Source organism: Janthinobacterium sp. GW823-FHT03B06, assembly GCF_058796955.1.
Genome location: NZ_JBXAJE010000002.1, coordinates 382,875 through 395,802, shown reverse-complemented (window position 1 = coordinate 395,802; position 12,928 = coordinate 382,875). Strand labels below are relative to the sequence as shown.

11 protein-coding genes and 3 tRNA genes are annotated in these 12,928 nt (G+C 60.8%); 12 read left to right on the top strand and 2 right to left on the bottom strand.

Annotated features, from left to right (window positions below; translation table 11 throughout):
• Positions 1-63 precede the first annotated feature (63 nt).
• Positions 64-2,151, bottom strand: coding sequence for an excinuclease ABC subunit UvrB (gene uvrB, locus AC1RBA_RS07735; protein WP_492417509.1), 2,088 nt, complete (start codon positions 2,149-2,151; stop codon positions 64-66).
• A 112-nt stretch (positions 2,152-2,263) separates the two neighbouring features.
• Here uvrB and AC1RBA_RS07730 point away from each other — a divergent pair, with 112 nt between their 5' ends.
• From AC1RBA_RS07730 to AC1RBA_RS07710, 5 genes are all read left to right on the top strand, one after another.
• Entirely contained in the window at positions 2,264-3,478 is a 1,215-nt protein-coding gene (locus AC1RBA_RS07730; protein WP_492417507.1) for an amino acid aminotransferase, read from the top strand.
• Positions 3,479-3,609: 131 nt separating this feature from the next.
• Positions 3,610-3,685 (top strand) — tRNA-Asn (locus AC1RBA_RS07725).
• Positions 3,686-3,784: 99 nt separating this feature from the next.
• A protein-coding gene (locus AC1RBA_RS07720) for an IS3 family transposase (protein ID WP_492417506.1) occupies positions 3,785-5,016 on the top strand; the annotation gives its coding sequence in 2 pieces (ribosomal slippage) (positions 3,785-4,150 and positions 4,153-5,016; 1,230 coding nt in all).
• 122 nt (positions 5,017-5,138) lie between these two features.
• Positions 5,139-5,214: transfer RNA gene (locus AC1RBA_RS07715), tRNA-Asn, on the top strand.
• Positions 5,215-5,400: 186 nt separating this feature from the next.
• Positions 5,401-6,147 carry an alpha/beta hydrolase gene (locus AC1RBA_RS07710; protein WP_492403301.1) on the top strand — a complete coding sequence of 249 codons (747 nt, stop codon included), beginning with the start codon at positions 5,401-5,403 and terminating at the stop codon, positions 6,145-6,147.
• Positions 6,148-6,159: 12 nt separating this feature from the next.
• Here the strand turns inward: AC1RBA_RS07710 and AC1RBA_RS07705 are convergent, their stop codons facing one another.
• Positions 6,160-7,098, bottom strand: coding sequence for an alpha/beta fold hydrolase (locus AC1RBA_RS07705; RefSeq protein ID WP_492403299.1), 939 nt, complete (start codon positions 7,096-7,098; stop codon positions 6,160-6,162).
• 203 nt (positions 7,099-7,301) lie between these two features.
• Here AC1RBA_RS07705 and AC1RBA_RS07700 point away from each other — a divergent pair, with 203 nt between their 5' ends.
• The 7 genes from AC1RBA_RS07700 to AC1RBA_RS07670 all read left to right on the top strand — a co-directional run bounded on the left by AC1RBA_RS07700 (position 7,302) and on the right by AC1RBA_RS07670 (position 12,842).
• Positions 7,302-7,628 carry a Dabb family protein gene (locus AC1RBA_RS07700; RefSeq protein WP_492417504.1) on the top strand — a complete coding sequence of 109 codons (327 nt, stop codon included), beginning with the start codon at positions 7,302-7,304 and terminating at the stop codon, positions 7,626-7,628.
• A 73-nt stretch (positions 7,629-7,701) separates the two neighbouring features.
• Positions 7,702-7,777, top strand: a tRNA-Asn gene (locus AC1RBA_RS07695).
• Positions 7,778-7,914: 137 nt separating this feature from the next.
• Positions 7,915-8,217: a hypothetical protein gene (locus AC1RBA_RS07690; protein WP_492417502.1), complete on the top strand. Its 303-nt coding sequence runs from the start codon at positions 7,915-7,917 to the stop codon at positions 8,215-8,217.
• Positions 8,218-8,507: 290 nt separating this feature from the next.
• Entirely contained in the window at positions 8,508-9,167 is a 660-nt protein-coding gene (locus AC1RBA_RS07685; protein WP_492417500.1) for a sugar dehydrogenase complex small subunit, read from the top strand.
• Complete coding sequence (locus tag AC1RBA_RS07680) at positions 9,164-10,822, top strand: GMC family oxidoreductase (protein ID WP_070224167.1); 1,659 nt, start codon at positions 9,164-9,166, stop codon at positions 10,820-10,822. The genes AC1RBA_RS07685 and AC1RBA_RS07680 overlap by 4 nt, the downstream gene beginning before the upstream one ends.
• A complete protein-coding gene (locus AC1RBA_RS07675; protein WP_492417498.1) occupies positions 10,819-12,297 on the top strand; it encodes a c-type cytochrome in 1,479 nt (492 codons plus the stop codon). The genes AC1RBA_RS07680 and AC1RBA_RS07675 overlap by 4 nt, the downstream gene beginning before the upstream one ends.
• 143 nt (positions 12,298-12,440) lie before the next feature.
• A complete protein-coding gene (locus AC1RBA_RS07670; RefSeq protein ID WP_070224166.1) occupies positions 12,441-12,842 on the top strand; it encodes a GtrA family protein in 402 nt (133 codons plus the stop codon).
• Positions 12,843-12,928: the final 86 nt, after the last annotated feature.

Below are 12,928 nucleotides of genomic sequence, written 5' to 3'. Positions count from 1 at the left end.
ATGTCGGATTACGCTGGCCTGTCAGCCAGCTAATCCGACCTGCGCCATGCCAGCGCGTGGGGCTTATTTGCCCAGTATCGACGCCACGTTGTCGGTGCCGGGTGCGCCGAACAGCTGCTGCTTGAGGATGTGCAGCTGGTCGCGCACCTGAGCCGCCTTTTCGAACTCGAGGTTCTTGGCGTGGTCGACCATCAGTTTTTCCAGGCGCTTGATTTCCTTGCTGACCTGCTTTTCGCTCATGGCCTCGAACTTCGCCGCTTCCTGCGCCACCTGCAGGGTCTCGCGCGCTTCCTGCGGGCTGTAGACGCCGTCGATCATTTCGCGGATCGATTTCTTCACGCCGATCGGGATGATGTTGTTGGCCGTATTGAAGGCGATCTGCTTGGCGCGGCGGCGTTCCGTCTCGTCGATGGCGCGGCGCATGGAGTCCGTGATGCGGTCGCCGTACAAGATCGCCGTGCCGTTCAGGTTACGCGCGGCGCGGCCGATGGTCTGGATCAGGCTGCGTTCGGAGCGCAAAAAGCCTTCCTTGTCCGCGTCGAGGATGGCGACCAGCGATACTTCCGGCAAGTCCAGGCCCTCGCGCAGCAGGTTGATCCCCACCAGCACGTCGAAGGTGCCCAGACGCAGGTCGCGCAGGATTTCCACGCGCTCCACCGTTTCGATATCGCTGTGCAGGTAGCGCACCTTGATGCCATGGTCGCCCAGGTATTCCGTCAATTGCTCGGACATGCGCTTGGTGAGGGTGGTCACCAGCACGCGCTCGTCCTTCTTGATGCGCTCGACGATTTCCGACATCAGGTCGTCCACCTGGCTGCTGGCCGGACGCACGATGATCTGCGGGTCGACCAGGCCGGTCGGGCGCACGACCTGTTCGACCACCTGGTCCGAGTGGGTCTTTTCGTATTCGGCCGGCGTGGCCGAGACGAACACGGTCTGGCGCATCTTCTGTTCGAATTCCTCGAATTTCAAGGGCCGGTTGTCGAGCGCGGACGGCAGGCGGAAACCGTAGTCGACCAGGTTGGTCTTGCGCGAGCGGTCGCCGTTGTACATGGCGCTCAGCTGGCCCGTCAGCACGTGCGACTCGTCGAGGAACATCAATGCGTCGGGCGGTAAATAATCGACCAGGGTCGGCGGCGGTTCGCCCGGCAGCGCGCCGCTCAGATGGCGCGAGTAGTTCTCGATGCCCTTGGTGAAACCGATCTCCGCCATCATTTCCAGGTCGAAGCGCGTGCGCTGTTCCAGCCGCTGCTCCTCGATCAGTTTATTTTCCTTGCGGAAGAACTCGAGGCGCTCGCGCAGCTCGTCCTTGATGGTCTCGACGGCGCGCAGCACGGTGGAGCGGGGCGTCACGTAGTGCGAGCCCGGGTACACGGTGAAGCGGGGGATCTTTTGCCGTACGCGGCCCGTCAGCGGGTCGAACAGCTGGATCGATTCGATCTCGTCGTCGAACATTTCCAGGCGCACGGCCAGCTCCGCATGCTCGGCGGGGAAGATGTCGATGGTATCGCCGCGCACGCGGAAGGTGCCGCGGCCGAAATCGACCTCGTTGCGCGTGTACTGCATCTGGATCAGGCGCGCGATGACGTCGCGCTGGGCGACCTTGTCCTTGACGCGCAGGGTCAATATCATCTGGTGGTATTCGTTCGGGTTACCGATACCGTAGATGGCCGAGACGGTGGCGACGATGATGACGTCGCGCCGTTCCATCAGCGACTTGGTGCACGACAGCCGCATCTGTTCGATATGTTCGTTGATCGACGAGTCCTTTTCGATGAACAGGTCGCGCTGCGGCACGTAGGCTTCGGGCTGGTAGTAATCGTAGTAGCTGACGAAGTACTCGACGGCGTTTTGCGGGAAAAAGTCGCGGAACTCGCTGTACAGCTGCGCCGCCAAGGTCTTGTTGGGCGCAAAGACGATGGCGGGCCGGCCCATGCGCGCGATGACGTTGGCCATGGTGTAGGTCTTGCCCGAACCGGTCACGCCCAGCAGGGTCTGGAAGGCCAGTCCGTCGGCAATCCCCTCTGACAGCTGGTCGATTGCCGTGGGCTGATCGCCGGCCGGAGGGAAGGGCTGGTGCAGCTTGAAGGGGGAGTCCGGGAAAGAGATAATTGCGCTTTCCGCCTCGCTGGCGGTAGATAATTCGGGCATGTGAATCAGACCTTTGTTAGAATAGTGCTCTGCTGGCGGCCCTGGCGTTGTATTTCGGGGCGCTGTCTACAACTCCGCTGTGAACCTGCTTCCAATCGAATCCAATCTTATCATGACGAACCCAACTGTTTCTGCCAGTCTGTTTAGCGCCATCGAGATGGCCCCACGCGACCCGATCCTGGGCATCACCGAAGCATTTAACGCGGACCAGAATCCCGCCAAAATCAATCTGGGCGTTGGCGTCTATTATGACGACAACGGTAAAGTGCCTCTGTTAGCTTGCGTACGCAAGGCGGAAGCCATCCTGATCGAACAGGCCGCCCCACGCACCTATCTGCCGATCGAAGGCCTCGCTGCCTACGACAAGGCGGTGCAAGAACTCGTATTTGGCGCCGATAGCGCTGTAATTCAAGAGCGCCGCGCCGTCACCGTGCAAGCCATCGGCGGCACGGGCGCACTGAAGATCGGTGCCGACTTCCTGCAGCGCTTCGCGCCGGGTGCCCAGGTCTACATCAGCGACCCGAGCTGGGAAAACCACCGCGCGCTGTTCGAGAACGCCGGTTTCGTTGTGAATAACTACACGTACTACGATGCCGTCACCCATGGCGTGAACTTCGACGGCATGCTGGCCAGCCTGAACGCCATGCCGGCCGGTTCCATCGTCGTGCTGCACGCCTGCTGCCACAACCCGACCGGCGCCGACCTGAGCGTGGCCCAGTGGGACCAGATCATCGCCGTCGTCACGTCGCGCGGCCTGGTGCCGTTCCTGGACATGGCCTATCAAGGCTTCGCCAACGGCATCGCCGAAGACGGCGCCGTGGTGCGCCGCTTTGCCGACGCGGGCGGCCCGCTGCTGGTGTCGAACTCGTTCTCGAAATCGTTCTCGCTGTACGGCGAGCGCGTGGGCGCCCTGAGCGTCGTCGCCGCCAGCGCCGATGAGGCGGCCCGCCTGCTGTCGCAATTGAAACGCGTCGTGCGCACCAACTACTCGAACCCGCCAGTCCACGGCGGCAAGGTCGTTGCCACCGTCCTGGCCACGCCGGAACTGCGCCAGCTGTGGGAAGAGGAACTGGCCGGCATGCGCGTGCGCATCCGCGAAATGCGCAATGCCTTCGTGGAAAAGCTGAAAGCCAAGGCGCCAGACCACGACTTCGAATTCGTGCGCCAGCAAATCGGCATGTTCTCGTACTCGGGCCTGAGCAAGGAACAAGTGGCTTCCCTGCGCGAGCAATCGATCTACGCCGTCGACACGGGCCGTATCTGCGTGGCAGCATTGAATTCGCGCAACATCGACATCGTTATTGACGCGATCGCCAAAGTGCTTTAAGATCTTGCTTCTTCGGCGCTGCATGCAAGTGCGGCGCTGATGGCAGTAGAAAGTCGGCGATGGCCGTGTTTGTGAAGATGCAGTATCCGTCTTGCAAATATGGAACAAGCGACATATAATATTGCCTCTTTTCCCTGATAGCTCAGTTGGTAGAGCGACGGACTGTTAATCCGCAGGTCCCTGGTTCGAGTCCAGGTCGGGGAGCCAGAATTCGAAAGGCCGCGTTGAAAAACGTGGCCTTTTTTGTTTTTGCTGACCCGTCCTGGAATAAGTTGACACTTTTTCGTTACAGAGAAGGAGTGTCCGATGGAACAAGGGTTTCGACGCAGTCAGCGAGATTACAGCCTGGCTTTTAAATTGAGCGTTGTCGAGCAGGTTGAAAAAGGCGAGATGACGTACAAGCAGGCGCAAACGCGCTACGGAATACAGGGTCGGTCGACAGTTTTGGTATGGTGTCGCAAACACGGCCTGCAGGATTGGACGCATCCCAGGGACCGAAGCCAACGGAGAGCGACCATGACAGACACACCAGCCAGGCCACTGACGCCAGAGCAGCGCATCAAGGAGCTGGAGCGTCAGCTCAAGGAAGAAAAACAGAAATCCGCGCTGTTCGAGGCGGTTCTCGACGTCCTGCGTGACGAATACGGGGTGCCGGTAAAAAAGCCTTTGGGCAGGTCATCGCGCGCAAGCAAGTCGAAGGATTAAGCGTCGAACGGGCCTGCCGCTGTGTCGGCATCAGCCGCCAAGCGTATTACCAGCGCCGTCAGCGCGAGCGACATTGCCTGGACAGGGCGCAAACTGTCGTCAAGCTGGTGCAGCCGATACGCCTGCGCCAGCCACGCATCGGCACGCGCAAGCTGCACAGCATGCTCGGTGCAGCCTTTTCCGGTGCAAAAATCAAATTGGGACGCGATGGACTCTTTGATATCTTGCGCCAGGAGCGGCTGCTGGTGCAACCACAGCGGGCCTATCATAAGACCACGAATAGCCATCACCGCTTCCGGCGCCATCCCAATTTACTCAAGGAGGGGCCGGGACAAGTGCTCGCCACGCGGCCGGAGCAGGTGTGGGTAGCCGATATCACGTATCTCCCGACCGCCGGAAAATTCGTCTATCTGAGCTTGGTAACGGATGCGTATTCGCGCAAGATCGTGGGCTATCACGTGCACGCAAGCCTGCAAACCGAAGAGGTCAGCGAGGCCTTGAAGATGGCCCTGCGAGCACGACAGCGCAAGACGCCGCTGATCCATCATTCAGACAGGGGCATCCAGTACTGCTCGACTTACTATCAAGAAATTCATCGTCGTCATGGACTGACTTGCTCCATGACCGACGGCTACGACTGCTATCAGAATGCGCTGGCCGAACGTATCAACGGCATCCTGAAAGGCGAGTTCTTGCTGAACCGACCTGCAGACCTGAAACAGGCGAGCAAAATGGTGGCGCAATCGGTGCGGATATACAACCAGGAACGACCACATACGGCCTTGAAGTACCAAACGCCCGATGCGGTGCATCGGGCGTTTGTGCAGCAATAAACACTGTCAACCTATTTTAGGACTGGACATGCGCTGTCGGCGGGCAGCTGCTGTCCGGGATAGAAATTTCCCTGGGGGAATCTGGACATGTGCTTGCTTGCCCTATATAATACGGCCTCTTTTCCCTGATAGCTCAGTTGGTAGAGCGACGGACTGTTAATCCGCAGGTCCCTGGTTCGAGTCCAGGTCGGGGAGCCAGAACATCAGCAGTATCGAAAAGCCCAGCCTTCACCGGTTGGGCTTTTCGCGTTTCAGAGCCTGCATGAGGCATCCGTGTCATCACTCTTGATCCCGCGCATAGGCCGCCAGGCACCCGGCGCTATGCTGGAGGCGACAAGGCGCCGGCAGGCCTGTCATCGCCTTCAACTTCCTGGAGGGGCTGAAATGGATGAGGTCACAAGTGTTGGGTCGGCAACGATCGTGCTCGTGCATGGCGGTTTTGTCGACGGGTCGGGTTGGGAAGCCGTTTACCGGGCGCTGCGTGACGAGGGTTGTCACGTTGCCATTGTGCAAAACCCAACGCTATCGCTGGCGGACGATGTGGCCGCGACCGGACGGGTCATCGCCGCGTCGCCGGGTCCCGTGGTCCTCGTTGGTCATTCGTATGGCGGTGCCGTGGTCACGCAAGCGGGGAACGATCCCAAGGTCAAGGCATTGGTCTACATCGCGGCGTTTGTGCCGGATCAAGGCGAGTCCGTCGATTCCTTGCTGAAGAATGCCCCGCCTGGCGCACCTGTGCCGCCGATCTTGCCGCCGCACGATGGCTTCCTGTTGCTCGACCAGAAAAAGTTTGCGGCCGCCTTCGCGGCCGATGTGCCCAGGGACAAGGCCCGCTTCATGGCGGTATCGCAAGTGCCCTGGGGAGTGGCCGCGCTGACCGGCGTGGTCAGCGCGCCAGCGTGGAGGAGCAAGCCCAGCTGGTACCTGGTGGCGACGGAGGACAAGATGATTGCGCCGGCGATGCAACGCAAGATGTCCGAACGCGCGGGCTCGAAGGTGGTCGAAGTCGCCGGCAGCCATGCCATTTACATTTCGCAAGCCCATGCGGTGGCGACGCTGATCCGCAAGGCCGCCGCCGGCATTGCCGGCGGCCAGGCCAGCCTGTCGGCTTCCGGGAGTGGCTTCCCGTGACGGGGCGTTGTATCAGGACTTCGGCGCCGCATTCAATGTCTTGATGATGGCTTCCTGGAACTGCACCGGTTCATCCTGGTGAATTTGATGCCCGGAATGGTCAAAGAAAAACAGCCCCTTCTTTGGCGCCTTCAATGTTTCAAAATACGCTTGCGTGATCCTGGTCGAGGTCTGGATATCGTTTTTGCCGACGAAGAAATACACGGGGCAGTCAACGCTCTTCAAGGTCCTGGGCAGATCGATGTTCATGACCTCGTTCCAGACTGGCGACCAGGTTTTCGACCATTGAAGAAAGCCCGTCTTGAAGCCCTCGCTCGTGGCAAATTCCTTGCCATCCTTATAAAAAAGCCATTTCCTTAAATAAAACATGCTTTCGTCACTTGCAAACGGGAAACTGACGCTGTCCAGTTCCTGGCTGGCGACGGCATTGTCCTTGAAATGCACTTTCAAGGTTTTCAGCAATTCTTTCTCGCTTTCCAGCTGGCTCACGACAGGATTGGACGCGAAATAGGCATGCAGCAGTTCCGGATGATGCTTGACGATATAAAAGCCCAGGACGTTGCCCCAGGAACTGCCCAGCAAGTATATTTTTTCCTGCTTGAGCTCTTTTTGTAGAAACGTGATGACCTGGTACGTGTCCTGCTCCATCTGCGCGACGGAAGGCTGGCTTGGCGAAGGATTCAGTTTCAGGGTTTTTCCTGCATCGCGCTGGTCCCATTGCACAAGCGTAAATCTCTTTTTCAGGATGGCGGTAAACGCATCCGCATTCTTCATCATCGAACTTCCCGGCCCGCCCGATAGAAAGAGAAGAGCAGGCTTGTTGGAGTCATCTGTTTTGATTTCCACAAACTGCTTTATCCCGCCAATGTCGGGAGTCAGCAGCACGTCGATGGCAAGCGGAACGGGTTGTGCTTTACATGCATAAAATGGAATCAAGGCGATGAATAACACGGCCATTATGCTGTTTTTTGTCATGGGCTGGTATGGATGGTTGCTGGCAGGTATGGGGTGTCCATTTAGGATGTTATCCGAATAACATGTTGCATATGAAAAATATCTGCAGCGCGTCCGCAGTGGCGCCATGGCGGGCTGCGGCCTGTGTCTTTTCCCGTTTTGCGCTATCCTGAATGCAACCCCATAGGAGAGTTGCCACCATGACCTGTTCTATCCCGTTGCGCCATATCGTTCTCTGTGATTTTCTTGAGGACATCACACCGGCCAAGCATGCCGAGCTGGTCTATGAATTTTCCCAGCTTAAACATCGCATCCTCGGCGTGCTGCAATTCGAATGGGGGCCGAACGTCAGCCCGGAAGGCCTCGATGACGGCTTTACCGATTGCTTCAGCTTGAGTTTTGCCGATACGGGCGCGCGCGATGCGTATCTGACCCATGCCGCGCACCAGGCTTTTGTCGAGCTGCTTAAGCCATGGCTGGGCCGCGTACTCGTGTTCGACTATCATCCGCAGGAAAATCCGGGCTGAGGTATGCCGCGCATAATTTTTTTCGCGTAAATCTGGACAACTGAAAATTTGCGCTATAGAATGCGGCCTCTTTTCCCTGATAGCTCAGTTGGTAGAGCGACGGACTGTTAATCCGCAGGTCCCTGGTTCGAGTCCAGGTCGGGGAGCCAGAACATCAGCAGTATCGAAAAGCCCAGCCATTACGGTTGGGCTTTTTGCATTGTGACATTGCACGCAGATGTGTCGAAAAGCATCTGTCATACTTGCAAGGCATATTTGTCGCCTCTCGATGAACACAAGCCTTCCCATGAAGAATATCTGCGCCCTGGTGCTGATGCTGTCCGCCGGCATCGTCTACGCGCCCCTTGCCAGCGGCCAGGGACGCCAGCCCTTGTCCGAAGCGAAGGTCAAGCAGCAGATCATCGCCGAATCGATTGCCGCCTATCCCGGGCGCTGCCCCTGTCCCTACCATGCCGCCAAGAATGGCAGCGCTTGCGGAGGACGCAGCGCATGGAGCAGGAAGGGCGGTTATGCCCCCATTTGCTACGAACGCGAAATCAGCAGCGAGATGGTGCGCAAGTGGCGCGAGGAAAATGCCGCGGCGTCGTGACCATTGCCCCCTGCGCAGCGCCTGAAGCTGTGCCGGCATGGGGGCGATGCCCAAGCGGCCCCATAAATCGTGGTACAGCCTGACCGGCACGAGGCCCGTATGGCCATCGATATCGCCGGACGCCGCCCTCGTGCGATGCCGGCATCGCGCAGGGCAAATTCTCAATAGTAATACTACATTGGCAGACAATTTACTTCTGTAGGATAATGTGGAACCGGTTCCATTTATGCGCAAATGCAATGTGGCGCAATCATCGAAGTCAATAAAACAACAAGTCTTGCGGGAGTCTCATGAACTATCCAGGCAGCGAACCATCTGCAACATCCGTTTCATCCCTTCCCCGCATCAGCCGCCGCCACGCCCTGATCGGCCTGGCCGCCTTGCTGGCGCAGGCCGGTTTCTGGAGCAATCCGCTCTCGGCCGCCATGTCGGCGCCAGCCAGCGCTCCGGCGCCCGGCCTGGCGCCTGCCACGATGCTGTTCTACACCTTGTCGCAAACCATCACGGGCCACCGCGACCTGTCCGCCGCGACGGCGGCGCGCATCGAGCAAGCCATGCGCACGAACGTGCCCGGCTTCGCCGAGCGCTTGCCGCAACTGGGCGCGCTGCTCGTCACGGGCCAGGAAGCCAAGGCGCTGCTGGCGGCCGCCACCGCTGCGGACGCCGGCTTGCGCGAGCTGGCGCTGGCCATCGTCGCCGCCTGGTACACGGGCACCGTCGCCGGCAATGCGGCGCAGGGCACGAAGTCCATCGTCGTCGCGTATGCGGAAGCCTTGATGTACCGCACGGTGGCCGATGGCCAGGTCGTGCCGACCTATTGCAATTACGGCCCCCTGTGGTGGCTGAAGGCGCCGCCGGCCGTGCGCGTCTCCGCGCCCGTGGCGCCCAAACCCGTACCGGCCCCGGCCACTACCGGCACTCCCGAACCGAAAGGCAAGCAAGCAAAATGAAATCACCGCAATTCAAGAGTAATGGCGACGTCGTCGCCGATGTTGTCATCGTCGGCACGGGTGTCGTCGGCGCCATGATGGCCGACCAGCTGGCCGCGCAAGGCCATTCCGTGATCATGCTGGAAGCGGGCCTGCGCATCGAGCGGGGACAAGCCGTGGAAAACTGGCGCAACATGCCGTTCGAGAACCGCGTCGGTTCCGACTTCCAGGGCCTGTATCCGCAGGCGGACAATGCGCCTGCGCCCCTGTATTTCCCGAAGAATAACTATGTGGAATTGTCCGGTCCCAGCGGCAGCAGTTTCCAGCAGGGCTATCTGCGCACGGTGGGCGGCACGACCTGGCATTGGGCCGCGTCGTGCTGGCGCCATTTGCCGTCGGACATGCGCATGAAGAGCGATTACGGCGTCGGGCGCGACTGGGCCATTTCCTATGAGGAACTGGAACCCTACTATTGCCGCGCCGAGCAGGAAATGGGCGTGGCCGGCCCCAACGATCCCGCCTTGCAGTCGCCCAGCGAGCGCAGCGCGCCGTACCCGATGGACATGGTGCCCTGGGGCTATGGCGACAAGCGCTTCGCCGAAGTGGTCAACCCGCACGGCTACCGTTCCGTGCCGATCCCGCAAGGGCGCTCGACGCGCCCATGGCAGGGCCGTCCCACGTGCTGCGGCAATAACAATTGCCAGCCTATCTGCCCGATCGGCGCCATGTACAACGGCATCCACCACGTGGAGCGGGCCGAGCTGAAAGGCGCGGGCGTGCTGGCCGAGGCCGTCGTCTACCGCATCGACACGGACCAGAACAACCGTGTCACGGCCGTGCACTGGTATGACGCCAAGAAACAGTCGCACATGGCGACGGGCAAGGCCTTCGTCATCGCCTGCAACGGCATCGAAACGCCCCGTTTGCTGCTGCTGGCGGCGAACCAGAACAATCCGAACGGCATCGCCAACAGTTCGGACCAGGTCGGCCGCAACATGATGGACCACTCGGGTTTCCACTGTACCTTCCTGGCCAATGAACCGATCTGGACGGGCCGTGGCCCCGCGCAAAGCAGCTGCCTGGTGGGCCCGCGCGACGGCGCCTTCCGCGCGCAGTATTCGGCCAACAAGATGATCTTGAACAATATCACCAGGGTGGGACCTGCAACGCAGCAGTCATTGAAGCTGGGCCTGGTGGGCAAGGACCTCGACGACGAGATCCGCCGCCGCGCCGCGTTCGGCGTCGACCTGTCGATCAGCCTGGAACCGCTGCCCGAAGCGCACAACCGTTTGACCTTGAGCAAGACGCGCAAGGACCCGCTGGGCCTGGCCTGTCCCGACATCTACTATGACGTAGGCGATTACGTACGCGATGGCGCGAAGGCCGCGCATGCGCAGCTCGAACACATCGGCAAGCTGTTCGGCGCCGTGGAATTCCATATCACCGACAGCCTGAATGCGAATAACCACATCATGGGCGGCGTCATCATGGGCAGTAACCGTCTTGACTCCGTGGTCGACGGCAATTGCCGCGCCCACGACCATGCCAACCTGTGGCTGCCGGGCGGCGGCGCCATGCCGTCGGCCAGCGTCGTCAACACGACCCTCAGCATGGCCGCGCTCGGCTTGCGCGCGGCCGACGACATCGCCCGCACCCTGGCAAGGGAGGCTGCATGATGCGCCGTTTCTTGCTGGGCCTGACCCTGGCGGCCGGCTTGCCGCTGGCCGCGCGTGCTTTACCACCTGTGCCGCCGGCGCCGCCCGTCACCCTGACGCCGGACCGTCCGGCCGCGCCGGCCGCAAGCACAGCCGCCAAGCCCGATGCACGGCTGGAGCGGGGCCGCTACCTGGCTATCGCGGCCGACTGCATGGCCTGCCATACGGCGGCGGGCGGCAAGCCGTATGCGGGCGGCTACGCCATCGATTCGCCGCTGGGCACGATTTATGCGACGAATATCACGCCCTCCAAAAAAGGTGGCATCGGCCGCTACACGGAAGCCGACTTTGCGCGCGCCCTGCGCGCAGGCGTGCGCGCCGATGGCAGCCACCTGTACCCGGCCATGCCCTACACCAGCTATGCGCAGCTGACGGATACGGACGTGGGCGACCTGTATTACTACTTCATGCAGGCAGTCAAACCCGTCGACGAGCCGGCGCGCCAGACGGCCCTGCCATTCCCGTTCAATGTGCGCCTGTCCATGCTGGGCTGGAACACCTTGTTCCTCGACAATAAACGCTTCGTGCCCGATCCGGCGAAGAGCGCGCAGATCAACCGCGGCGCCTACCTGGCCGAAGGGCTGGCGCACTGCAGCGCCTGCCATACGCCGCGCAACGCGCTGATGGCGGAGATCGGCAGCCAGACCCTGGCGGGCGCCGCGCTCGGCTCCTGGCATGCGCCGAACATCACGTCCGACAAGGTCAGCGGCGTCGGCGCGTGGACGGATGCGGAACTCACGGCTTACCTGAAGACGGGTCATGTGGAAGGCAAGGGGCAGGCGGCGGGCGGCATGGCCGAAGCCATCCAGAACAGCCTGCAATTCTTGCGCGACGACGACGTGGCCGCCATCGTCGCCTGGCTGCGTACCGTGCCGCCCGTGCGCGCGCCGGGGCAGACCAAGGCTGCCTTCAGCCACGGCAGCGCCGCCAGCGAGGAAGCGGCATTGCGCGGCATGGCCGCTGCCACCGAGCGTCACTCCTTGAATAGCGGCGCCGTGCTGTTTTCCGGCTATTGCGCCAGCTGCCATTCGGCCAGCGGCACCGGCAGCACGGGGCAAAGTTATCCGGCCCTGTTCAACAACACGGCCACGGGCGGCAACACGCCGGCCAACCTGGTCTCGGCCATCCTGTTTGGCGTCGAACGCAAGATCGAAGGGGAAGAGCATGAAGCGTTCATGCCCCGTTTCGACCAGCGCTCGTACGTGCAGCCCTTGACGGATGAGCAGATCGCCTCGATCGCCAATTACGTGCTGAAACAGTACGGCAACCCGGACATGTCGGTGACGCCTGCCTACGTGGCGCAGGCGCGCAGCGGCGGCGAGAAACCCGTGCTGGCGCGCGTGCAGCCGTTCATGCTGCCGGGCGGCATCGCGGCCATCTTGCTGCTGATCGCGCTGTGCGTGTGGCTGCGCCGGCGCCGTCAAGTCAAGAAATAGGCATCGGAGCCGTGGAGTATCGGCGGCGAATATGAACGTTGGGCGCAACTTGCAGTAAAATGCAGGCTGAAAAATGGTTACGAGCAATCGTAGCCATTTTTTATTCTGGCCCGACCCTGCTATCGTTCATTTGAAAACTGACAATGTCCCATTCCCTGCATCACCAATTCTTGCGTTTCGCCGCCGTCGGCGCTTCCGGCACGGCCGTGCAATACAGCGTGCTGTGGGGCGGTGTGGAATGGGCGGGCATCAGCGCCGCCGCCGCGTCCGGCATCGGCTACATCCTCGGTTCCGTCGTCAACTACCTCCTGAATTACTTTTTCACGTTTAAAAGCGACAAGGGCCATGGCGAGGCGGCCAGCAAGTATTTCACCCTGCTGGGCATCGGCTGGTGCATCAATACGGGGCTGATGTGGCTGCTGGTACACCAGCTGGGCTGGTATTACTGGCTGGCGCAGGTGCTGGCGACGGGCATCGGGCTGGTCTGGAATTTCGCGGGCAGCCGCTGGTGGGCCTTCAAGCCGGCCGGCGCGCCAGGCAAGTAATCAAGTAATCAAGTAAGCAAGTAAGCAGTTGTTGCAAGAAAAAAAGATGCGCATAGTCCAAGACCAGGCGCGCGGTTTTACCAAAA